Raw genomic sequence first — 22,307 nt, 5'->3', positions numbered from 1 at the left:
AATGCCATATTATGGATCATAGGAAACGGCCCCGACAGAAACCTGATTCTGAAATCCATTAAAAAACTGGGGCTCCACAAATATGTGTTTGTGAAACCAGCTGTATTTGGCGCATTAAAGTTTGAACAGCTGAGTAAGATTGATGTAATGGTAAGAACTCCGCGAGTTGATTTTTATCCTTCTGTTGTAATGGAGTCTGCTGCCATGTCAATACCCGGTATTGTTTCCAAAACAACTTATTTAGCAGAAATAATCCAAACAGACAATGCAGGTTATGTGCTACCGGAAAACAATTCCGAAGAGTTACAGAAAGCGCTTAAACAAAGTATCACAGACATGGAAACAGTTCAATGGAATCGAAAAAAAATGAATGCACACCAAATGGTGGCGCGCCATTTTAACTGGACCAGCATTGCCAGAACGCATATTGAGGTTTATCAGGGATTAACAGCTACTTAAACCACCAACAGACTACATCCGCGCAGGTCAGAATAATCCATTCTGCCAATCACTTCAAAGCTTCCGTCCGGGTAAAGCTTTCCAATATCCTGAGTGGCAATAAAAGCACAACTGTAAATATTCGCCAGGTCAATTATCTGAAGCAATCCGGTGCCCTCCTGCATAATTTCAAGGGGGTCGTCTTCTTTTCTAAGTAATACTTTCATCCAGGGTGGACAATGAAAACGCCCCCCACCCATTGAGTAAGCCTGACTCAGCAATTCTGTCATCCCATACTCGGCGTGAATAACAGACAACCCTGTTCTGCTACAAAGCAAATGATGCAATTCTTCTCTGGTTAGTTCTTTCCCCCTGCCTTTCATACCTCCAGTTTCCATAATAAGGGTATGGTTTAGCTGCATGGGGAATTTTTCTGTAAAATCCAGTAAGGCAAAAGTAACCCCCAATAAAAGGGTTTTCTGTCCTGCAGCTTCCAGCTCCACCAGTTTTTTGTGTAATTCCGCAAAATCGTACAAATAAAATCCGCTGGATGGATGGCCACTACGTTCAATAAAATGGTTGGCCATATAAACCAAAGAAGAATTTTCCCTTTCCAGATAAGCGGGCAATAAAGCCAGCACACACCAATCCCCCAGTTTACCATACCGTTGCTCAAACCCCAGCACAGACCCTTTTTCGTACCCCGCCGGATTGGGAACATAATGCTTGCTGGATACCATTCCAGTGGTTCTGCTGCTTTCAAAAACGCAGGCAGCTGCATGATCCCCGGCTAGCACGGTATGCGTTTTAAAAAAAGAATAGGCAACGCAGGAATGCTGGCAAGTGTCTTTACGTTATGGGGATTTTCTGTTATTAAACTGACCCATTTACGATAAACAGAATTATTCCTGTATTGCCATTGATACAGTTCAATGGCTAAATCAGCAAAATTGGAATCGCTTACAGAAAAAATATTGTTAATATCAATGGGTGGTTCCAACCTTGTATGTATTGTTTTAACTAAATTTGAATAGAAAGTAAAATGATGAGAGCAAAATTATTAATCCTGTTGACAATTACGGCCTTTTTTTATGGTTGCAGTAAAGATGAATTCAATACCAGACCCGGTTTATCTTTTGCTGAAGCCAATGCCACTGAACTCAGACAGGGGAACCTTCTCATTTTTTCTTTGGACTTTACCGACAAGGAGGGTGATATTCAGGACACATTATGGGTGCAGAAAATTTCCAAAACCTGCCCAAATACGCCTGGCGTTCAATTTATCAGTCCTTACCGGGTGCCTAACTTCACCGGCACTGCCAATTTAAAAGGCAAGCTGGAAATTACGCTTGTTTACAATGCCAATGTTCCGGGAACCCCTTCAATAGTGGGTTGCACCAACAGAAACGATACTTCTTACTTTAGATTCTGGTTAAAAGACAAAGCCAACAACAGAAGTGATACCGTAAGATCGCCTGATATTGTTTTAATCAGATGATAGCCGGGCATAACTGGACAAAGCGTTTTTTTTACGGAAATTATTTTTATGGAATTTGCGCAGTAGCCTTGTCTGTGGAGTGCTCACTTCAGCTTCAATTACCCCTGAATTCAATTTTATTTTATCTGGCTTTGTTTTGCGCAACTGTGCTTTATTATACCCATGCTTATTATGTTGAGACCCAACAACAACTCGAACACCGGAATGACAGAGCCTTCTGGTACAAAACACATCAAAAACAGATTACCCAATCGCAGCTGGGCTTAACCTTTATCCTGGGCCTGCTTTTGCTATTGCTCTTCAACGGACTTCAGCCCCTGTTTGCACAACTGCCGTTCTATAACTGGATTATTCTGCTGATTTTTGGTTTGATTGGAGCTGCCTATTACAAGAGCCTCTACCCTGGCTGGGGAAACTGGGGATTAAGAAATAATGGGCTGATAAAACCTTTCCTGATTGGCTGTGTATGGGCAGGTGCAGTTTCTTTTGCCCCTGTGCTTTTTTACGATCTGTCCCATCCGGGCGCAGCACATACTGCGGAAATCATAACCTGGTTATTGTTCCTTAAAAACTGGTTGTTCATTAGCCTGCTCTGCATTTTGTTCGACATAAAAGACTATGCAACCGATGCCAATCAACCCCTTAAAACCTGGGTAGTGAAAATGGGTTTACGCAAAACGCTTTTTGGATTGATTATTCCAATTGCATTTATCAGTCTTGGGATTTACTGGCTGCTTGCCTGGTTGGAAGATTTTTCTATTAGCAGAATAATATTCAACACAATCCCCTACATTTTGTTAATAACTGTTAGCACCCAAATGCATCGCCGTAAAAGCATTCTCTATTATCTTGCAATCATTGACGGCCTTATGCTTGTGAAAGCAATTTGTGGTGCAATGGGCATGTTAGGAATTTAAAAATTACCCTTATGGCAAAGACAAAAATAACCAAGAGCAAATCAGCAAAGACAAAATCTTTGGTAACTCCCCAGTCCATGGATTTTTTAAAGCAATACATTAATACCCCCTCTCCCGTTGGATTTGAAAGTGGCGGACAAAAGTTGTGGATGGAGTATATTAAACCTTATGTTGATACCATTTTTACAGATCCTTATGGAACAGCCGTTGGGGTAATCAACCCTACAGCCCCTTTTAAAATTGTTATTGAAGCACATTGTGACGAAATCAGCTGGTTTGTAAATTACATCAACGATCAGGGACTGATTTATTTAAAACGCAATGGAGGTGTAGACCATCAGATTGCACCCGCTAAGCGAGTAATTATTCATGGGAAAAACGGACCAGTTAAAGCTGTTTTTGGCTGGCCTGCCATACATACCCGCTTAAGCAATCCGGAACAAAAAGAACCCGCTCCAAAAATTGAGAATCTTTGCCTGGACTGTGGTGCCAGAACCAAAAAAGAAGTGGAAGCACTGGGAATCCGAATTGGTTCAGTTGTTACTTACGAAGAAGGATACGATGAACTGGCTTACGATTTTATCATAGGCAGGGCTTTTGATAACAGAGTGGGTGGATTCATGATTGCAGAAGTAGCCAGATTGCTGAAAGAAAACAAAAAACAATTGCCATACGGCTTATACGTAGTGAATGCAGTACAGGAAGAAATAGGATTAAGAGGGGCTGAAATGATCGCACGCAGAATTAAACCCAATATTGCCATTATTACAGATGTAACACACGATACAAGCACTCCCATGATCAGCAAAATCATTGAAGGAGATATTCAGTGTGGCAAGGGACCTTCGCTTGCGTTTGCACCTGCTATTCACAATAAATTATTGTCTTTGGTAGAATCAGTTGCTGAAAAGAATAAGATTCCAGTACAAATGCGAACGCTAAGCAGAAGTACCGGAACCGATACCGACAGTTTTGCCTATGCAAACGACGGCTGTCCTTCTGTTTTAATTTCAATCCCTTTGCGTTACATGCATACCACCGTTGAAATGCTGCACAAAAAAGACATTGAAGATACCATCCGACTTATGTATGAAACTTTGTTGACGCTAACCCCTAAAACCAATCTGAGTTATCTGTAAGCATGGAAAGCACCGAAAACAATACCATAAAAGTTGCAATCCTTGACTTATATGAAGGGCAGGCCAACGAGGGAATGCGTTGTATCAGAACCATTCTTTCCGATTGGAGCAAAGCCAACCATCAACCCATCGTTGTAAAGGAATTTGATGTTCGTTTAAATAAAGAAGTACCAGGCCTTGACTTTGACATTTACATTTCAAGCGGAGGACCGGGATCACCTTTGGAAACAGAAGGCAGTGCATGGGAAGAAAAATATTTTGGCTGGGTGGAGCAATTGAGCGCATGGAATGACGGATCCAATTTCCCCAAAAAACATGCATTTTTCATTTGTCATAGTTTTCAATTGTTCTGCAGGTATTTTCAACTGGGTAACGTATGCAAAAGAAAATCAACCTCCTTTGGCGTATTTCCTGTACATCAAATGGAAGACGGACATGCAGAAAAGGTTTTTGCCGGCCTGAACGACCCTTTCTATTGTGTAGACAGCAGAGATTATCAAGTTATTGAACCCAACCATGAAAAAATAAATGAGATGGGGGGAGCCATACTGGCTATAGAAAAAAACCGCCCGCATATTCCATTGGAACGCGCTGTAATGGCAATCCGATTCAGCGAGTATTTCATTGGCACACAATTTCATCCGGAAGCAGATGCACATGGGATGGCCATGTATTTACAAAGAGAAGATAAAAAGAAAGTGGTGATTGATGCACATGGAGAAGAAAAATGGAAAAGCATGGTGGAACAATTACTCGATCCGGGAAAAATCATGTGGACATACCAGCATATTCTTCCTAACTTCCTTACGGAAGCTTCCAGAGAATTGATTCTTCATTAAAATACAAGTTATGGTATCAGCCATCAGAAAACAATTCAATGAACAATTCAGCAATGAAAAATACCAGCTGTTTCTGGAAACATTAAACGAGCGTTTTCCGGGAGCCATTGAATTCAGGGTTGCAGAAACGCCAGTCTTTATAAATAAGGAATTAAAACATAAAATTCTTTCAGCTTGCGAGTCTATTGTTGATATTATTATTGATCCTGATTTTAAAGAAAAAAGCCAGAGAGCCATTCCGGAAAATCTTCGTGTACCCAACGAAAATGAACATACCCATTTTATAGCTTTCGACTTTGGCATTTGTGAGAATGAAAAGGGAGAAATAGAACCCCAGCTAATTGAAATGCAGGGATTCCCTACCCTGTTTGGATACCAGGTATGGCACGATCAGGTGATGCGGAAATGTTATGAGATACCGGAAAATTACAGTTCTTACTTTAATCAATTGAATGCAGACACTTACACGCAATTGCTAAAAGAAATTATCATAGGTAATTGCAAACCGGAAGAAGTGGTATTACTGGAAATTCTTCCTCACGAGCAGAAAACAAAAATTGACTTCTATTTTACAGAAGCATTAACAGGAATATCTGTGGTATGCCTTACGGAATTAATAAAGGAAGGCAATCAACTGTATTACCTGAAAAACAATAAAAAAATTCAAATCAAACGTATCTATAACCGTATCATATTCGATGATTTACAACAACAGGAACCTTCCATTCAAGAAAAGGGAAAGATATTGTTTGAAGAATTGGATGTACAATGGATCCCACACCCCAACTGGTTTTACAGAATCAGTAAGTATACATTACCATTTATCCATCACCCATATGTACCCCAAACCTGGTTTCTGAATGAGGTAAAACAAGTTCCGGAAGACCTTGAAAATTATGTTTTGAAACCCTTGTTCTCTTTTGCTGGACAAGGGGTAGTGATTGATGTAACACCTGAAGATATTGCTTCCGTAAAAGATCCGGAAAACTGGATATTACAAAAGAAAGTAAACTACGCAGCGCTGATAGAAACTCCTAATGAACCTGCAAAAGCAGAAATCAGAATTTTTTACTTTTGGAAAGAGGGAGAGAAACGTCCGATTGCCACCAATAACCTGGCAAGGTTAAGCAAGGGTAAAATGATTGGGGTTAGATACAATCAGGACAAGGATTGGGTTGGCGGAAGCCTTGCCTATTTTGAAGAAGACGCGATATAATATTGAAATGGAAAAGAGTTTATCAGAACATACCAGAAATATTCTGGGATTACAATTACCCACAGATCCAAGATGGGTAAACCTGGCTGAAATTTCGCTGGAAGCTATATTAACCGATCATGCCTACTGTGAACAGAAAGCCGCTTTAACCTGTATCTCTTACATACAACGGTATTCAGATAAAAAGGAATTAGTGGAAGCACTATCCCCCATTGTTACAGAGGAATGGGGTCATTTCAGAGCCGTACTTGCTGAAATTAACAAGCGAGGTTTAACCTTGGGTAAGCAAAGAAAAGATGAATATGTAAATCAGTTATTAATATTTCAGAAAAAGGGAGGCCATATTGAAGACCGGCTTTTAGATCAGCTATTAACCATGGCTTTAATTGAAGCCAGAAGCTGTGAACGATTCAAGCGATTGAGTGAAGGTTTAGACGACGCTTACATGCGCAAGTTTTACCGCAGATTCATGGAAAGCGAAGCTGGCCACTATACCTTATTTATTAAGCTGGCAGAACTGTATCTTCCTAAAGCCAAAGTAAGGGCCAGATGGAAAGAATGGCTGGCCCATGAAATTGAAATTATGAAACACTTGGAAATCAGGGGAGATCGGATACACTAACTTCCGTTTTTTTTCTTTAAGTCTACTCAATAAAAAACTCCCGATTTACATCGGGAGTTTTTTATAGAAACAGGATTAATTAGCATTACTCCTGTACTTTAAAGTCTACTCTTCTGTTCAATGCCTTACCTTTTGCAGTTTTATTATCGGCAATTGGCTGGCTGCTTCCGAATCCTTCAGCAGTTAATCTTGAAGCATCCACTTTTTGAGCTACAAGGTAAGCTTTCACTGCGTTTGCACGCTTCAATGAAAGTGGCTGATTAATTTTATCGCTACCAGTAGCATCGGTATGACCTTCTACCAACAATTTCAATGTTGGATTTTCATTCAACGCTTTTACTACTTTATTCAATTCAACCTTAGAAACTTTGGTTAATACCGCAGAACCAGATAAGAATTGTACTTTCTTATTATCAAAATTGTAAGTAGCTTTTAATTCAGGACAACCGTTGTTATCACGAGAACCTTTGATAGTAGGACACTTGTCTTCTTCATCGTTAACACCATCTCCATCAGTATCCGGAATTGGACAACCCTGGTAGCGTGCTAGACCTGGAACAGAAGGACATTTATCTTCTTCATCATTAACACCATCTTTATCTGTATCAGGCACAGGACAACCATTGTATTTGGCTACACCTGCTACAGTAGGACACTTGTCATTTTCATCATTAATACCATCTTTATCAGTATCAGGTACAGGACAACCATTGTATTTAGCTACACCAGCTACAGTAGGACATTTGTCATCCTTATCGTTAATACCATCTTTATCAGTATCCACAGGAGCCGGTGCCGGAGCTGGCGGCGGTGGAGGTGTTGCTTTAACAGGTTCAGGCTTTTCCCCGCCAATTGGAGAGGCAATACCTATTGTGTATGCAGTGTGATTGTATGATAATTCAGAGATTGACGGACGATACAACATTTGTGTATTTAAAAAGGTTCCGCTACCTAGGTTAACCTGTAAACCTACACCAGTATTACCCTGTGCAGCAAAATAAGTTCCGCCGTACATAGAAGCACCTACACCCAAAGTCATGTAAGGAACAACTGTATATTTATCGGTCAATAGTTTAATATTCACATTTGCATCTGCTTCCAATAAGAACAAGGATCTATCTGAGCTAGGAATACCAGATCTTGTATAGAAAGGATACTTGGTAAAAGTTCCGTACAATCCGGCCATGAAATCAACGTGCTCTGAGATACCTTCAAAATATTGCACATTTAATCCCATTGACATTTGACTAATTGGCGTAAACCCTCCACTCTGCATTACTCTTGAAAGAGAGGTTCTGCTAATTTTGTCAGCGGTGTACATATCATTTAAGAAAAGACCAAATCCAAGGCTAGGTCTCTTCTTATAGCTAACAGGTGTTTGAGCAAAAGAAGCAGTTGCCAAACCAACAGCTATCAAAGAAAATAGAAATTTCTTCATAAACAGGTTTTTGTTAATTTATCGCAAAAATACAAGCAGAAATTGGTTTTCTAAAATTAAGATTCGTTTATCTTTTAATTATTTTTAGGAACAGGCGGTTCAATTACTTCCAGCTTTACCTTAGTGATACCACGATGTAAAAATTCCAATTTTTGAGCAGCAATGCGGGAAACATCAATCACCCTTCCCTTTTTTTTCATTCTGGGATGCATTTTATCATTAATCCGAACCACTACCCATTTTCCGTTGTGCAAATTGGTTACTTTAACCCAGGTACCCAACGGCAGATTATTACTTGCCCCTGTAAAGGATTTACTACTGAATCTTTCTCCAGTTGCTGTTTTTATTCCATCAAAACGGGTGCTGTAATAACTGGCTTTCCCTGTTACTGTTTTACCAGTGTAAACCAAATTGGCATTGGCTTTCAGGGTACTGTCCACAGCCCAGAGAAGGCTGTCCGGAAGGGAGGGATTAAAAAGTACACTGTCCTGCACGGTCTGTGCATTCAGTGGGCCAAGCAACCCAACACTTAATATTATAAGAAAAAATAGACGCATTCATTGGTTTTACATGAACAATTGCGCAACTATAAGGTAAGCAATTTTACCGGAAGCTGCATTTGCTGCCACTATTGCCAAATAATGTGCCGAAGAGCTATTCAAATAAAAAAAATCAATCATACAAAATCCAATTGATTGATTTTCAAATAATTATAATTAAACAGGTGTAACAGCGACTACTGCATCCAAATTCAATTGTCCATGAATATGTGGAAATAATTCATCAATGGAACCAGCCAGTTCAAATACAAGGGGTCTTTCCACCTTGTCTTTCTGAATGGTCAATTTAACCAATCCTGTTTTACCCACGTAATAACGGGACAGTACTCCGGGCACCTGATCTTCTGTGCTGCAATGCATAAATCCTTCAGAAGCCAGCGTATCTGCTTCGTAATATCCCTTTTGCATGGCTTCCTCCCATTGAGTCTGGGTAGTAATATGATAGATAAATTCTCCGTTCATCAGATTGTTCTTTTCATTTTTTGTTCTAAAAGCATCAGATCAGTAAGTACCATGGCCGTAACGGCTTCCAATACAACCGGCACCCTGAGTGCTATGCATAAATCGTGCCTTCCCTTTATAGAAAATGCTTCCATTTCATTGGTCTCCCAATTGAGTGAATATTGTTCTTTAGGAGTAGAAGAGGTTGGCTTTACTGCTATTCTGAAAATTAAATCATTTCCATTGGTAATACCTCCTACTACCCCACCGGCATAATTGGTTTTTGTTTTACCTGCAGCATCCATTATAGCATCATTGTGTTCGGTTCCAAACATATTGGCAGCGGCGAAGCCTGCTCCAAACTCTATGCCCTTTACTGCAGGAATGGCAAAAACAGCATGACTGATTAAAGACTCAACTGAGTCAAAGAAATGCTCTCCCAATCCAATCGGCAACCCTGTTGCACAACAGGCAACAATCCCCCCTACGCTGTCTTTTGCGTCAATTGCTTTTTGCAAACCTGCATCTATATCAGGAACCCCGGCAATGCTTTCAATATGGGCGGATACCTGAATTCCATGATGAGCCAGTAGCTTTTTGGCAATTACACCCGCTGCTACCATACAAACCGTTAAGCGACCACTGAAATGCCCGCCACCTCTGAAATCTTCATGCCCCCCATATTTATGATGAGCCGTAAAATCTGCATGACCGGGCCTTGGAACAGCACGATGCTTTTCATAATCCTGGCTTTTGGTATTATTGTTTTCAAAAAAAACAGCAATGGGTGCTCCGGTTGTTTTTCCATTGAAAATGCCGGATTTAAAAATGGGCAGGTCGTCTTCTTTCCGCGGTGTAGTACCTTTCTGAACTCCTCCTTTTCTTCTCTCAATATCAATAATAAAGTCTTCCGGAGATAAGGCTAAGCCAGCCGGACACCCGTCAATTACCAAACCTACAGAAGCCCCATGGGACTCTCCGAAAATCTGCATTGTAAAGATTCTGCCAAAAGCGTTCACGTTTCTATTAGTTTACTCTAGTTATTGGTTATGTTTAAATCTACACCTAATTGTTGCAAGTGCATGAAAAAATCGGGATAAGATTTATTGATGGCATCTGCTTCTTCTATTACAACCGGACCGGTTGCCCTTAGTGCAGCAACTGCTGTGGCCATAGCAATCCGATGATCATGATGTGAATGAACGGTGGCAGCTTTTAATAAAGGGAATTGATTTCCTTCCTTCATCCCCTTAACAATCATTAAATCGTCCTGCAGCTGAACTTCTACTCCCAGTTTGGCAAATTCCGATTGAAGACTGATTGCCCTGTTGCTTTCCTTATGTTGAAGACGACTTACCCCTTCAATAACAGTTGTACCTTCACAATAAGCTGCCAGCGCAACCAGGGGAGGAAATAAATCCGGGCAATCCGTTGCATCAAAATGAAAGGCCTTCATTGGCAGTGGTCTCACTTCAATTTGTTTTTCCTGTATGGATAATCCAGCACCCGCATCGGAAAGTGCCTGTAATATTTTTTTATCTGCCTGAGTAGAAAACACATTCAGCCCTTTAACGGTAATGCCACCGGCAATGGCACCGGCAACCAATAAAAATGCAGCTCCGCTCCAATCACCTTCTACGGTATATTGTATTTCGTTTCCTTCCTTTGAAAATCCTTTTTCGGTAAATTCAAAGTGCTGATAATGATGGTTGATAATTTTAACGCCAAAAGCTTCCAGCACTTCAAGCGTAAGATCTATATAAGGCTTACTCTTTAAATCTAATACAGTAATGCCGTAATCCTTAGCGTTTGTTGCCGCAAATGCCATCAACAATCCGGTTAAAAACTGGGAGCTCAAGGAACCATCAATGGTAATATTGGCCGGTTGTAATGGGCCATTGATTTGCAAAGGCAAGTAACCCTCATTGGATTTTGTGCTAACACCCAGCTGAGGCATTACTTCATCAAAAAAATGCATAGGACGTTTTAACAAACTACCTGAACCATCAATGGTAAGTTGTTGCTTACACAAAGCAGCAATTGGCGTAAACATGCGTATGCTCAAACCGCTTTCTCCGCAATGAATGGAATTCGATAAAGGATTTACTCCCCTTGATTCAACTAACATGGTTCCATTTTCCAACCAGCTGACTTTAGCACCCAATTTCTGAATGATATCTATGGCGGCTAAATCGTCAAAACTATTTCCCGGATTAATAATTAGGGTTCTGCCTTTATGTAACAAGGAAGCTGCGCAAGCGCGTTGCATGCAACTCTTACTTGCATTAGCCTGAATATTGCCCTGAACAGCAGATGGATGAACCGTTACAATCATCTTCGCCTTTCACATTAAAATTGTTTAAAAATAGCTTTCAACTGTTCAATAGGTATGGGTTGTACAACCCCTTTGCCGATTTTTCCGAGTAATATATACTGAATAGCATCCTCTGCTCTTTTCTTATCCTTCAACATAATTTTAAAAGCCTTATCAGCATCGAAACCGGCAACTGTTGGCAAGCCATAACGCTTCAACAGCTTAATAATATCTTCTCCTGATTTAAGTAACAGTAACTGTTGCGACATAAGCGTTGCATAGGTCATTCCGATACTGATGGCTTCACCATGACTTAACTCATACATGTTTTCAATGGCATGACCCAGGGTATGACCAAAATTCAAAAGCTTTCTCTCCCCGGTTTCAAACTCATCCTGCTGAACCACTTTTATTTTAATACCAGCATTGCGTTTTATTAGCTCAGCAAGTAAGTTGGGCTGCTTTCTGTATTTGGGTATGCTATTCGCGGAAAGTTCTGCAAACATTTTCGCATCTTTAATGCAGGCATGTTTTATAATTTCAGCAAATCCGTTCTGCCACTCTTTTAAGGGCAGGGTTTTTAAAAGGCTGTAATCATAAATTAAAAATGAGGGCTGTCGGATTAGCCCCACCATATTCTTATAAACGCCTACATCAATTCCATTCTTTCCGCCAATAGCAGCATCAACCATTGCCAGTAATGTGCTGGGGATATATCCCACTTTTACGCCACGCATGAATATTCCAGCCACGTATCCGGTTATATCAGTGATAACCCCACCTCCAAATCCAACCAATATGGTCTGACGATTGGCACCCATTGCAATCAGCTGATCTATAATTACATCAACCGTTTGTTGCACTTTGTATTGCTCACCTGATTTTAATACAATGGTATTGTAACCTTTCAGTTTTCGCTGATGTGCTTTTAACACATTCTCGTCCGTTATGATGACCGCCTTCTCTTTGGATACAATTTTTTCCAAAACATCAAAGGACGCATCAAAATAAAAGTCGGTCCGACTTCCGGAAAAAAGTACACGCTTTTTTTGCATACTATGCGTTCATGATTTTATTCTGGTGATTGATACTTTCCATATGTACGGCATCAAAATACTTGGTAATAAATTCCTGACTCAAACCCAGCTGAGCACCCTTTACAAATGCTCTTTCCAGAATAGCATTCCAGCGATTAGTCTGTAAAATGGTGATATTGTTATCTTTCTTATACTGACCAATTTTATCTGCTACTTTCATTCTTTGTCCCAACAATTGCAAAAGCTCGTCATCCAGCTGGTTAATCTGGGCCCTCATCTTATCCATCTGAACATGCAGTTCTTCGGAAATGATATCTTCTTTTCTCCAGATCATCTGATCAATCATCTGACTTAAAACCTCAGGTGTAATTTGCTGCTTTGCATCGCTCCATGCATTATCCGGATCAATATGACTTTCTACAATCAATCCATCAAAGTCAAGATCTATGGCTTTCTGCGCAACTTCCTGCAAAATGTCACGACGTCCGCAAATATGGGAAGGATCATTAATCATGAGCATTTCCGGGAAACGTCTTTTCATCTCAATGGCCAGATGCCACATGGGTGCATTGCGGTATTCAGTATTACCATAAGAACTAAACCCTCTGTGAATCAAACCAATTTTATCAATACCAGCTTTGGAAACTCTCTCTGCAGCTCCTATCCACAATTCCAAATCCGGATTAATCGGATTCTTTATCAATACAGGTACATCCACTCCCTTCAATGCATCAGCCACATCCTGCACACTGAATGGATTAACCGTTGTTCTGGCTCCGATCCACAATACATCTACTCCAAAATGCAATGCATCTTCTACCTGCTTTCCCGTAGCTACTTCAACAGCAACAGGCAAGCCTGTTAACTCCTTTGCTTTTTGCAACCAGGGCAATCCCTTGGTACCCACTCCTTCAAAACTTCCCGGACGGGTTCTGGGCTTCCAAATGCCGGCTCTTAGAATATCTACTTTGCCGGTAGCTGCCAGCCTGCTGGCAGTTGTTAATACCTGTTCTTCTGTTTCTGCACTGCAGGGTCCGGAAATGATTAAAGGGCGCTTAGCTAAAACAGTCTGAATATTGGTTTCTTGTTGTAATGTCTGTTCCATAATCATTGGTCAGTTAAGTAATTTATCTTCTGCCTCCGCTATCCGCGTCATTCATACGGATACTTCTGCCTTTGTATTTTTTTCCATCGAGTGAACGAATCATTTGCTGAGCAGCAGATTTTTCAATCTCAATCCAGCTATTCATATCTTTCATATCAATTCTTCCCAACACTTCTTTTTTCAAATCACTCATATCTAAAATAAACTGCAGGAAGCTGGCTTTGTAAAAACCATCTTTGGTTCCGAGATTAACGAATAATCTGCTGTAACCGCCGCCTGAACGGTACTCTTTGCGACTATCCCCCTTAGCGGTATCTCTTACACTTTCTCTGCGAGTAGCTCTATTTTCGCCGCGATCATTTCCTTCTCTTCTGGCCGATTTATCTCTTTCGCGAACATTTAAATCTTCTGAGTTTTCATAATACTTAAGAAAACGATCAAATTCCATTGCAGCCACTCTTTTCAATACATCTTCCTTGCTAACTTCTGCAAATTTTTCTGCCAGCATAGGAACATAGGTTTCATAATCCCCATGACTGATATCTGCAGATAACAATTTATCCATGAAAGCAAAGAATTGTTTTCTGCAAACATCTTTTCCTGAAGGAATATCCAGTTTACTGAATTTGCAATTATTGATTCTTTCAATTTGTTTTAACTTATACGTTTCCTTAGCATGAACTATTGAAATACAAATTCCATGATGCCCCGCTCTTCCGGTTCTTCCGCTTCTGTGAGTATACACTTCCACATCATCTGGCAATTCAAAATTGATAACATGGGTAATCCCCTGTACATCAATACCACGAGCTGCCACATCAGTTGCAATTAACAATTGCAGACTTTTATCTCTGAATTGACCCATCACCTTGTCTCTTTGTCCCTGAGTAAGATCACCATGCAAAGCATCAATATCGTATCCTTCTCTGGTTAATCGTTCAGATATTTCCTGTGCATCAACTTTGGTTCGGGTAAATATGATACCGTAAATACCAGGATTAAAATCAATAATACGCTTCAGTGTTTCATAGCGATGATGCGCAGTAGTTACATAATATTGGTGATCAATACTTTTATTAGCTGTATTCACTTTACCCACTGTTACTTCCTTGGGATCATTCATGTAACGCTTACTTACTTTTCTGATTTCTGGAGGCATAGTGGCACTGAATAACCAGGTGCTATTGCGCTTGGGCGTATTTTTCAGAATAAACTCAATGTCTTCCTGAAAACCCATGTTCAGCATTTCATCTGCTTCATCTAGCACTACATAACTGATTTGCTCCAGGTTAATGGCTTTGCGCTCAATCAAATCAATCAGTCTGCCAGGTGTTGCTACAACAATCTGTACTCCTTTTTTCAAATCACGGATTTGTAAGCCGATGGAAGCACCTCCATATACTGCTACAACCGATACTCCGGTCATATATTTCTTAAACAACTCAATTTCCTTCACAATCTGAAGGCATAACTCTCTGGTAGGACATACTACCAATGCCTGTGGATATTTTGCTGCTGCGTCTATAATGTGTAACAAAGGGAGACCAAATGCGGCTGTTTTCCCTGTGCCGGTTTGCGCCAAACCGATAAAATCAGTAGTCCCGCTTAATAAAACTGGGATTGCCTGTTCCTGAATTGCCGTTGGGTTCACATACCCCAACTCTGTGGTTGCTCGAATTAAACGCTCGTCAATTCCCAACCCTTCAAATGTAATCATGTAATCTAAAATTTGTGCAAAGGTACTCTATATATAGGGCTTTGCGGTGTTTTACTTAAGTATTCTCCTTATTCCATTGGCATTTTCAATCAATTCCTGCAAATAATCGTAATTCTCTTTTTCCAGACAGGACTTGAATTTCCTAAGCTGGCTGATATGTTCATTCAACACATCCAGGACATTGTCACGGTTTTGCATAAATATAGGCACCCACATGGCGGCATTGCTTTTCGCAAGTCTTACCGTACTCTCAAATCCCCCACTCGCTAGTTCAAATATGGCGTCTTCCTCCCTTTCCTTTTCAAGGACCGTATTGGCCAACGCAAATGAAGTGATATGCGAAATATGACTGATATAGGCCACGTGCATATCATGCGCATCTGCCTCCATGTATACCAGGTGCATTTCCAGCAATGCATATATGTCTTTTACCAACTGTAAAGCATCTAAGTCGGATTCATCCGCATTACAGATAACCGTAGCTTTTTGTGCAAACGCATGCTTTACAGCAGCATCAGGTCCACTGTTTTCTGTACCCCACATAGGATGTGTTGCTACGAATCTTCCCCGTTTGGGATGTTGGGCAACCAGCCGACACATTATCGACTTAGTGGAACCCACATCAAATATGACTTGTTTTTCTACCCGATCCAGTACTAGCGGTAATATTTTTTCCGTTGCGTTAATGGGGGTTGCAATGATGATTAAATCTGATTCAGCAACAGCTTCATCCAGTGGCAGACAAATATCTGCTAGCCCCAACTCCACGGCACGTGCAGCGTGTTCCGGTTTGGATTCCACTCCAATCACTCTGGATGCAAATCCCTTTCCTTGTAAAGCAAGAGACATTGATCCGCCGATTAATCCCAGTCCTATTATTGATACAACCATTGTTAATTTGCTTTGATACTGATATAATTATTTCCGGCAATTCGCTGAATAGCCTGATTAAATTTTTCAACAGAACCGCACAAGCTGACTCTTACAAAACGATTTCCAGCTGAGCCAAATATGCCACCAGGTGTGATAAATATACCCTTATCGTAGAGCACTTTATCACTCAATTCATAACCGTCTTTCATTGCTTCAGGGATGCTTGCCCATACAAACATTCCTGCCTGCTCTTTACTGTATTTACAACCTAAATGATCCAATAATTCAAAAACCTTTTTTCTTCTTTCAGCATAAATACCATTGATTTCATCGTACCATTCCTTTCCCAAAGACAATGCAGTTGCCGCTGCAAATTGAACGGGCAGAAACATTCCACTGTCCATATTGCTTTTAAAAGTAAGCACTTCATTAATTCTTTCGGATGCCCCGCACAACATACCTACCCTCCATCCTGCCATATTCTGACTCTTGCTTAATGAATTTAGTTCGAGCGCAATTTCCAAAGCACCGGGAGCCTGTAAAATACTGAGTGGTTTTTCATTCAGGATAAAACTGTAAGGATTGTCGTGGCATATGAGGATTTGATTGCGTTTTCCAAAATCTATAATATCCTTAAATAGCTGTTCATTTGCCTGCTGGCCAGTTGGCATATGGGGGTAATTCACCCACATTAATTTCACCTTACTCAGCTCTGTTTTTTCCAGTTGCGCAAAATCAGGGGCCCATTGATTGCTTTCGTTTAATTCATAGTAAATGGGCGTGGCACCCGCCAATTTCACCGCACTGGTATAAGTTGGATAACCCGGATTTGGAACCAGTGCTTCATCTCCCTCCCCTAAATAAGTCATACAGATATGCATGATTCCTTCCTTACTTCCCAACAGTGGAAGCACTTCTGTATCCGGGTTCAAGGTAACCTGATACCAGTTTTTATACCAGGCAGCAATTGCATTTCTTAGAACAGGTAATCCCTTGTAAGACTGATAGGCGTGCGAATCGGGCAATTGGGCTTTGGCCTGTAAAGCTTCTATTACACTGGAGTGTGGAGGTAAATCGGGACTTCCGATTCCCAGGTTAATGATATTTTTACCTGCTTTGTTCAATTGGTCAATTTCTCTCAATTTCTGAGAGAAATAATATTCTCCTATGCCATTCAGCCGCTTTGCTACTGTTCCTTTCATGGTATTATTCCAATTTATCCTTTAATTAATTTTCCTTTCTTGTATATACCAAACACTTTTACGTTATTGGTTAGATCTTGAATTTTCAAGAGCATTTTTTCGAACTGCTTGATTTGCTCAAACTCCATATCAGCATAAAACCCATATTTAAAATGACTACCTGGTATAGGCATGCTTTGAAGCTTACTTAAGTTAATTCCTGTAGAAGCAACCTGGGTTAAGACTTTTGACAACACCCCCTTTGTATGATTGGTCTGAAAATAAATAGAGGCTTTATTCGCATCTGTCACCGGCATTGCTTCCTTTGTTCTTTTCAATATGAGGAACCTAGTAATATTATTTCGCTGAGTTTGAATATCGGGAGCCAGTATCTGAAGTCCATAAATATCTGCCGCAAGTTTACTGGCAATGGCTGCCACATGTTTGCTGTGATGCTGTTTAACGAATTGTGCACTCAATGCCGTATCTTCTGTTTCAATCAGTTTATAGGGATATTGTTCAAGAAAGTCCAGACATTGCAATAAAGCCATTGGGTGACTATGCACTTCTTTAATGTCCGATAGTTTCACTCCCTTATTAGCCAACAAATTCTGACTGATAGACAAATATACCTCTCCTACAATGGTTAAACTGGATTTGTGTAATAGGGAATAATTGGGTAGAATACTACCGGCTATTGAGTTCTCTATAGCCATTACGGCACCATCAGACTTTTTACTATCCAAAGCCAATTTTACCAGTTCCCGGAATGACCCGCAAGGAATCACTGAAACAGTTTTGCCAAAAAATTGCCTTGCAGCAACCTGATGAAAACTTCCTTCATACCCTTGAATGCAAATACCTTTTTGCAAATCCGGAGTTGATATTTTTTTATTGGAGGAGGACATTTATTGTTCGTGTTTTGATGATTGTCTTGGGTATATTGAAAAAAAATCCCGGCTATTTGCCGGGACCTATATTTTGAGTTTACAACTTTACGCGATAACAAAACGGACCCGGCTCCTTTTTCCAAAGTAGAAATAAAAGAAAAAATAAAACCAGTTGTTAAATGCCGTTTGCATGTATCAAATATAAACATTCAGCTGAATGCAAAAAAAGATTTTCAAAAAAATAAACGATGGTTAGTTAGTTTTTGACTGAAAGACACTTAAAAAAATAAGCCCCTCCGTGGAAACGGAGCGGCTTCTAACGATTGCTTGCCATATGAAATTCTTAGATCTGTTGTTCCTGATCTGCAAGCCAGATACACAGGATCTCTTCACCAACAGACGATTCAATTACTTCTTAGCAGTTGTGTCTACAGTTGCAGCAGTTGTATCAACAGTTGCAGCAGTTGTGTCTACAGTTGCAGCAGCAGTGTCTACAGTTGTTGCAGTAGTGTCAGCAGCAGCTTCTTTGTTTTCTCCAGCGCAAGATGCGAATACGCCTAAAGCCAAAACGAATAATAATTTTTTCATTTTTTTTCTTTTTAAGTTTGAATGATTACTGATTAATACCTCAATGCATAAAAGGTAACCCCGAAAATGCATTTTTTTATAAAAAAAATTAAAAAGTACTATGGCGTCTGCTGACTTCTGTCAAACCAATGATGTATCACTACAAAATCTTGTTCCTTAGGGAGTCGCTCCTCCAGCCGGCAACAGTGTGACAGATCTCCCCGGGTAAGAACGTGAACTTTCTCTCCATATACCTGTCGAATATACAGCGGGATGTTTCGGATAGTTTTGGGCTTTGTCTTGTTATGCAGACTCACCCACATCCAACTGCCTAATTCGCTTCCTGTACCTCAGGCCAGAGATTTACCGCCGGCTTCCTTCAGATTCCTCCTCACGGAGGACACCCTTGCCTTAAGTTAACGTTTCCCACTATCAAGGCACGTTCGGGACTCACACCCTAGAGTTCACGCCCATGCCGGGCGCACATAAATAAAGCCGAAGGTAATTCTTCGGCTTTATAGAAATAAAAATCAAAGTTCTACAATCGGAAAAATTTGGAGATTTTCTGCAAAATAGTAGATTTTTGACTTTCTTGAATAACTGGTTCTTCTTTTGGAATATCCGGCATGTCAAAATACTCCGTCTTACGTTCTAAGTCATTTTCTCTATCTAGACGGATTTCCTTTTCTGTCCAATGACCAGCAAACTCAACGTTATTGTTCCTTATCCAATAATGAGACTGACATTCAAAATTCCAATTCCCTATAGACGGATAAAGCGTAATTGATTTGCCATTAAATGTCAACCTCCAATCTGTCGGAGACAATGGAGTTACCACTTCGTTACCACAACCACATACACATTTATGTATTGCAGTGCAGTATTCGATTGAGACGTATAAAATACCTTCTTCAACCTTTTCGGGAATGAACTCAACGAACTTATACTGTAACGACATCTTCATTAAAAATTTTAGATGTGCTAATAGCATATGAGCTGTGATGCTCATTTTCCAAATCAACATAAATTCCAGATAGCTTCTTCCATTTCAGGATAGCAAAAATTGCATTCAATGCATTCAATTCCGCAATTTGAATATTAGTAGCATATTCATTATTATCGGAATCTTCTGAAAAAATACGAAGAGGTAAATGGTCATTTTTGTCACGGGTGGCAGAAGTAACTCTTACAGCACCCGTAAGCTTGTTCTCAACGACATTGACACCCAAACCTACATCAGAAAACGGAATACCTGCGCTAGCCAAATAATCTGTTACCATCTTCCTGACAGCATTTTTATCAACACATATAAATACATAATCCATTTTATCTAACTCTAATAGATTCTCTTTCTTCACATAGTAGTCATGGACATAAATGTATTTGTGCATGTTAGAATACAACTTTTGATAATATGCAGCCTTTCTCGGATTTTCATCAAGGTCACTCATTGATGCAGCACCAGGCGAACGGAATGCATTGTGTTGGTCAAAGCTATCCCCATCAAAAAGATGGATTTCCTTTACCGGTGTTTTGGCCACCATATCCAAAATATATGCTCCAGTTCCTCCTAAACCAACAATTGCTATTTTCTGATTTTCCAATTTCGAATTAATAGCTTCTATGTTAGCACGGCTTGAATTAGTATCAATGTATTGGAATACTGTTTCATTAGAGCTGTCTGCTATCAGCTTAAAAGTCTTTTCCGTAACTAACGGATACAAATATTTGGCGGGAGCGGAAATGATATCTGCATACCTCTTGACCTTTTCGTAATAGTTAGGATATCCACCAGTAGGCTTATTAGAAAATGATCTATTTACGGTAATCTGATTGTTTAATACAGAATTACTGTTGCCATGTTGAATAGCGGTAATAACGTTGCCGTCGATTTCACAGGGATTATCTCCTATAAAAAAAATAACATGGTTTTGAATATCATGTAATGTAGTTACCAATATACCGTATTGTAGATTTTTGTTTTGATCAACAAAGGGTATATGGTGGATAAGTAAATATCCACCACGTACCTCGATCTCATAACCTTCGTCTCTTAGACGTTTAAGGTCGGGACTATGATTTATCAGTTGCTGTGACATCGAAGATCATTTTATTTTTGACACGAACAACTGAACCTTTAACCATAGTGCCTTCTGGTTTAGGTTCCCAACCTCTACTGTAAGTAACTGTATAACCTTTGTTTGGGTTATTATCATATGATCCAAAGGCTAAAACAACCAATTGCTCAAAAGAAATGTTTATTTCTTTCCATATGTGCGGACGTGCATTCACAATGATGGTTACTTCAGTTGGTCTTGGCTTAGAAAAGAATCTCTCTTTACCCGGACGAGCTAAATCAACTACTTCATCATCGAATATTTGATCGTCTTGCCAGCCTTCCTTGATGTCAAGGAAGATATCATCTTCCGCAGGTATGTTGCCCAGCTCTCTGATTTGAGCCCCTCTGATGTATTGCTTATACCAAGTAAAAGGCTTGTCGTTAATGAAAAACTGGAGTTTTTTCTTTACAAAGAAATATTCAGTTTCTGGCCGAGCCAGATTTACCTGCTTTTCATTTTCAATAAGCTCATCCTGATAAGGTTTACTAATTGATAAAAATAACTCGGTATCTAAAGGTATCCCAGCAAGTTGTTTTAATTCTGCCCCTGTTTTGTATTGGTCAAAAGTCTCATATTCTTTGCCTTCTATTACAAATTTTAGGGGTATTTCTGGGCTATGGGAATGCAAATCCCCTTGATGATTATCTAACTTCATCGTAAATTAAATTTTGATATTAACTAATAAATAATTGCTTATTGCCTATCATTTCAGCAATAAATAAGGGCTTGCCCTACGATAGTTTTAATCCTGATGCAATTGAAATTTTATACTATTAATACCAAGCCCTACTGCCTGAATTACAATGACAGCAGGTTAAAATCACGAAAAGCTTGTTTATTACAAATAAAGGAAGTAGTTTTGAAGTGCAAAAACATTACTACCAAGAGCCTTGCAAGGGCTTTTGTTTCCTTTAAGGAATCAAGCCAGGTGATTTTCGCCTGGTTTTTTATTTTCTTACCTGCCTTTTTTCATTAAAATTTTGTGTCTGTTATTGATTTCGGATCGTTTCCGGGTTTAACAGTATCGCTATCTCTAATAGGTCCACCATTCGGGCGATGTATTCTAACTTCTCCTCCGCCATTATTTGATGAAAATTGCTTTGCAAGTTGTTCAGCTTGCTTTTGAGTACTGACAATTGCTGATGCTTTCTTGCCGCCTTCCTTTTGGACGTTCCACCCGTCTTGTCCTTTTTTCTGTGTTACATGATAATTTGCCATAATTATAATTTTTATATTGTTTTTATTTACTAGCAATTGAACTTACCTAACTACTATACGTTCATCTACCTTCACATTCTCATGTAGGAAATTGTATTGATTCAGGAGCTGGGTTACTTCGTTATATACTTTTCCCTTTTTCTTGTATCTCTTATAGTAATGATGGCGACAAATTCC

Annotated in this window: 24 protein-coding genes; 7 read left to right on the top strand and 17 right to left on the bottom strand. The window is 39.8% G+C overall.

Features of this window, described 5'->3' with window-relative positions:
* A partial coding sequence (locus tag P767_RS18440; protein ID WP_172637499.1) for a glycosyltransferase occupies positions 1 to 459 on the top strand: 459 nt, incomplete at its 5' end.
* On the opposite strand, the gene P767_RS15380 is transcribed toward P767_RS18440, so the two are convergent.
* Positions 456 to 1,235, bottom strand: a complete 780-nt coding sequence (locus P767_RS15380) for a long-chain-fatty-acid--protein ligase (RefSeq protein ID WP_245586813.1) — start codon at positions 1,233 to 1,235, stop codon at positions 456 to 458. The two genes, P767_RS18440 and P767_RS15380, sit on opposite strands and share 4 nt — an antisense overlap.
* A gap of 245 nt (positions 1,236 to 1,480) precedes the next feature.
* Here P767_RS15380 and P767_RS0102260 point away from each other — a divergent pair, with 245 nt between their 5' ends.
* Genes P767_RS0102260 through miaE form a run of 6 tightly spaced genes read left to right on the top strand, consistent with a single transcriptional unit; the run spans position 1,481 to position 6,669 of the window.
* The gene (locus P767_RS0102260; protein ID WP_152530908.1) at positions 1,481 to 1,936 is read left to right on the top strand and encodes a hypothetical protein; all 456 of its coding nucleotides are present in this window, start codon (positions 1,481 to 1,483) and stop codon (positions 1,934 to 1,936) included.
* A complete protein-coding gene (locus tag P767_RS0102255; RefSeq protein WP_026763244.1) occupies positions 1,933 to 2,853 on the top strand; it encodes a UbiA prenyltransferase family protein in 921 nt (306 codons plus the stop codon). The genes P767_RS0102260 and P767_RS0102255 overlap by 4 nt, the downstream gene beginning before the upstream one ends.
* An 11-nt stretch (positions 2,854 to 2,864) precedes the next feature.
* A complete protein-coding gene (locus P767_RS0102250) occupies positions 2,865 to 3,992 on the top strand; it encodes a M42 family metallopeptidase (protein ID WP_026763243.1) in 1,128 nt (375 codons plus the stop codon).
* Positions 3,993 to 3,994: 2 nt separating this feature from the next.
* Complete coding sequence (locus tag P767_RS0102245; protein WP_026763242.1) at positions 3,995 to 4,831, top strand: type 1 glutamine amidotransferase; 837 nt, start codon at positions 3,995 to 3,997, stop codon at positions 4,829 to 4,831.
* Between the two features lie 10 nt (positions 4,832 to 4,841).
* Positions 4,842 to 6,047, top strand: a complete 1,206-nt coding sequence (locus tag P767_RS0102240; RefSeq protein WP_026763241.1) for a hypothetical protein — start codon at positions 4,842 to 4,844, stop codon at positions 6,045 to 6,047.
* A 7-nt stretch (positions 6,048 to 6,054) separates the two neighbouring features.
* Positions 6,055 to 6,669, top strand: coding sequence for a MiaE family protein (miaE, locus tag P767_RS0102235; protein WP_026763240.1), 615 nt, complete (start codon positions 6,055 to 6,057; stop codon positions 6,667 to 6,669).
* A gap of 85 nt (positions 6,670 to 6,754) precedes the next feature.
* Here the strand turns inward: miaE and P767_RS17410 are convergent, their stop codons facing one another.
* The 16 genes from P767_RS17410 to P767_RS0102145 all read right to left on the bottom strand — a co-directional run bounded on the left by P767_RS17410 (position 6,755) and on the right by P767_RS0102145 (position 22,130).
* Positions 6,755 to 8,107 (bottom strand): OmpA family protein, encoded by a 1,353-nt coding sequence (locus P767_RS17410; protein ID WP_051416996.1) that lies wholly within the window; start codon positions 8,105 to 8,107, stop codon positions 6,755 to 6,757.
* Positions 8,108 to 8,181: 74 nt separating this feature from the next.
* On the bottom strand, positions 8,182 to 8,664 hold the full coding sequence (locus P767_RS15370; protein WP_051416995.1) for a septal ring lytic transglycosylase RlpA family protein: 483 nt from the start codon (positions 8,662 to 8,664) through the stop codon (positions 8,182 to 8,184).
* 159 nt (positions 8,665 to 8,823) lie between these two features.
* A complete protein-coding gene (locus P767_RS0102215) occupies positions 8,824 to 9,129 on the bottom strand; it encodes a DUF952 domain-containing protein (protein ID WP_026763239.1) in 306 nt (101 codons plus the stop codon).
* On the bottom strand, positions 9,129 to 10,127 hold the full coding sequence (locus tag P767_RS0102210) for a chorismate synthase (protein ID WP_026763238.1): 999 nt from the start codon (positions 10,125 to 10,127) through the stop codon (positions 9,129 to 9,131). The genes P767_RS0102215 and P767_RS0102210 overlap by 1 nt, the downstream gene beginning before the upstream one ends.
* A gap of 17 nt (positions 10,128 to 10,144) precedes the next feature.
* Positions 10,145 to 11,443: a 3-phosphoshikimate 1-carboxyvinyltransferase gene (gene aroA / locus P767_RS15365; protein ID WP_037351563.1), complete on the bottom strand. Its 1,299-nt coding sequence runs from the start codon at positions 11,441 to 11,443 to the stop codon at positions 10,145 to 10,147.
* 14 nt (positions 11,444 to 11,457) lie between these two features.
* A complete protein-coding gene (gene aroB / locus P767_RS0102200; RefSeq protein WP_026763237.1) occupies positions 11,458 to 12,477 on the bottom strand; it encodes a 3-dehydroquinate synthase in 1,020 nt (339 codons plus the stop codon).
* A gap of 1 nt (position 12,478) precedes the next feature.
* A complete protein-coding gene (locus P767_RS0102195; protein WP_026763236.1) occupies positions 12,479 to 13,564 on the bottom strand; it encodes a chorismate mutase in 1,086 nt (361 codons plus the stop codon).
* Positions 13,565 to 13,586: 22 nt separating this feature from the next.
* On the bottom strand, positions 13,587 to 15,281 hold the full coding sequence (locus P767_RS0102190) for a DEAD/DEAH box helicase (protein ID WP_026763235.1): 1,695 nt from the start codon (positions 15,279 to 15,281) through the stop codon (positions 13,587 to 13,589).
* A 51-nt stretch (positions 15,282 to 15,332) separates the two neighbouring features.
* Entirely contained in the window at positions 15,333 to 16,172 is an 840-nt protein-coding gene (locus P767_RS0102185; protein WP_026763234.1) for a prephenate dehydrogenase, read from the bottom strand.
* Positions 16,173 to 16,174: 2 nt separating this feature from the next.
* Positions 16,175 to 17,356, bottom strand: a complete 1,182-nt coding sequence (locus tag P767_RS0102180; protein WP_026763233.1) for a pyridoxal phosphate-dependent aminotransferase — start codon at positions 17,354 to 17,356, stop codon at positions 16,175 to 16,177.
* Positions 17,357 to 17,370: 14 nt separating this feature from the next.
* Positions 17,371 to 18,207: a prephenate dehydratase gene (locus P767_RS0102175; protein ID WP_037352085.1), complete on the bottom strand. Its 837-nt coding sequence runs from the start codon at positions 18,205 to 18,207 to the stop codon at positions 17,371 to 17,373.
* A 426-nt stretch (positions 18,208 to 18,633) separates the two neighbouring features.
* On the bottom strand, positions 18,634 to 18,813 hold the full coding sequence (locus P767_RS18260) for a hypothetical protein (RefSeq protein ID WP_157611327.1): 180 nt from the start codon (positions 18,811 to 18,813) through the stop codon (positions 18,634 to 18,636).
* A 517-nt stretch (positions 18,814 to 19,330) separates the two neighbouring features.
* A complete protein-coding gene (locus P767_RS0102165; protein ID WP_216593184.1) occupies positions 19,331 to 19,750 on the bottom strand; it encodes a ubiquitination-like system serine protease family protein in 420 nt (139 codons plus the stop codon).
* Positions 19,734 to 20,891 (bottom strand): ThiF family adenylyltransferase, encoded by a 1,158-nt coding sequence (locus tag P767_RS0102160; protein WP_026763229.1) that lies wholly within the window; start codon positions 20,889 to 20,891, stop codon positions 19,734 to 19,736. Before P767_RS0102160 ends, P767_RS0102165 begins: the two co-directional genes overlap by 17 nt.
* Positions 20,866 to 21,567, bottom strand: coding sequence for a multiubiquitin domain-containing protein (locus P767_RS0102155; protein ID WP_026763228.1), 702 nt, complete (start codon positions 21,565 to 21,567; stop codon positions 20,866 to 20,868). Before P767_RS0102155 ends, P767_RS0102160 begins: the two co-directional genes overlap by 26 nt.
* A gap of 317 nt (positions 21,568 to 21,884) precedes the next feature.
* The gene (locus tag P767_RS0102145; protein ID WP_037351561.1) at positions 21,885 to 22,130 is read right to left on the bottom strand and encodes a DUF2188 domain-containing protein; all 246 of its coding nucleotides are present in this window, start codon (positions 22,128 to 22,130) and stop codon (positions 21,885 to 21,887) included.
* Between the last annotated feature and the right edge of the window lie 177 nt (positions 22,131 to 22,307).

Source organism: Sediminibacterium salmoneum NBRC 103935 (assembly GCF_000511175.1).
GTDB classification, from domain to species: Bacteria; Bacteroidota; Bacteroidia; order Chitinophagales; family Chitinophagaceae; genus Sediminibacterium; species Sediminibacterium salmoneum.
The sequence above is the reverse complement of the archived record's forward strand: the minus strand, read 5'-3'. Positions and strand labels throughout refer to the sequence as shown.

What these genes read in the sequence shown, in the direction of transcription:
- P767_RS18260 (WP_157611327.1), bottom strand. Translation starts at nt 18,813, where the DNA reads ATGAAAAAATTATTATTCGTTTTGGCTTTAGGCGTATTCGCATCTTGC.
- P767_RS0102245 (WP_026763242.1), top strand. Translation starts at nt 3,995, where the DNA reads ATGGAAAGCACCGAAAACAATACCATAAAAGTTGCAATCCTTGACTTA.
- P767_RS0102260 (WP_152530908.1), top strand. Translation starts at nt 1,481, where the DNA reads ATGATGAGAGCAAAATTATTAATCCTGTTGACAATTACGGCCTTTTTT.
- aroB (WP_026763237.1), bottom strand. Translation starts at nt 12,477, where the DNA reads ATGCAAAAAAAGCGTGTACTTTTTTCCGGAAGTCGGACCGACTTTTAT.
- aroA (WP_037351563.1), bottom strand. Translation starts at nt 11,443, where the DNA reads ATGATTGTAACGGTTCATCCATCTGCTGTTCAGGGCAATATTCAGGCT.
- P767_RS0102215 (WP_026763239.1), bottom strand. Translation starts at nt 9,129, where the DNA reads ATGAACGGAGAATTTATCTATCATATTACTACCCAGACTCAATGGGAG.
- P767_RS0102160 (WP_026763229.1), bottom strand. Translation starts at nt 20,891, where the DNA reads ATGTCACAGCAACTGATAAATCATAGTCCCGACCTTAAACGTCTAAGA.
- P767_RS0102155 (WP_026763228.1), bottom strand. Translation starts at nt 21,567, where the DNA reads ATGAAGTTAGATAATCATCAAGGGGATTTGCATTCCCATAGCCCAGAA.
- P767_RS0102180 (WP_026763233.1), bottom strand. Translation starts at nt 17,356, where the DNA reads ATGAAAGGAACAGTAGCAAAGCGGCTGAATGGCATAGGAGAATATTAT.
- P767_RS0102165 (WP_216593184.1), bottom strand. Translation starts at nt 19,750, where the DNA reads ATGTCGTTACAGTATAAGTTCGTTGAGTTCATTCCCGAAAAGGTTGAA.
- P767_RS17410 (WP_051416996.1), bottom strand. Translation starts at nt 8,107, where the DNA reads ATGAAGAAATTTCTATTTTCTTTGATAGCTGTTGGTTTGGCAACTGCT.
- miaE (WP_026763240.1), top strand. Translation starts at nt 6,055, where the DNA reads ATGGAAAAGAGTTTATCAGAACATACCAGAAATATTCTGGGATTACAA.
- P767_RS15370 (WP_051416995.1), bottom strand. Translation starts at nt 8,664, where the DNA reads ATGCGTCTATTTTTTCTTATAATATTAAGTGTTGGGTTGCTTGGCCCA.
- P767_RS0102250 (WP_026763243.1), top strand. Translation starts at nt 2,865, where the DNA reads ATGGCAAAGACAAAAATAACCAAGAGCAAATCAGCAAAGACAAAATCT.
- P767_RS0102190 (WP_026763235.1), bottom strand. Translation starts at nt 15,281, where the DNA reads ATGATTACATTTGAAGGGTTGGGAATTGACGAGCGTTTAATTCGAGCA.
- P767_RS0102195 (WP_026763236.1), bottom strand. Translation starts at nt 13,564, where the DNA reads ATGGAACAGACATTACAACAAGAAACCAATATTCAGACTGTTTTAGCT.
- P767_RS0102255 (WP_026763244.1), top strand. Translation starts at nt 1,933, where the DNA reads ATGATAGCCGGGCATAACTGGACAAAGCGTTTTTTTTACGGAAATTAT.
- P767_RS0102185 (WP_026763234.1), bottom strand. Translation starts at nt 16,172, where the DNA reads ATGGTTGTATCAATAATAGGACTGGGATTAATCGGCGGATCAATGTCT.
- P767_RS0102145 (WP_037351561.1), bottom strand. Translation starts at nt 22,130, where the DNA reads ATGGCAAATTATCATGTAACACAGAAAAAAGGACAAGACGGGTGGAAC.
- P767_RS0102240 (WP_026763241.1), top strand. Translation starts at nt 4,842, where the DNA reads ATGGTATCAGCCATCAGAAAACAATTCAATGAACAATTCAGCAATGAA.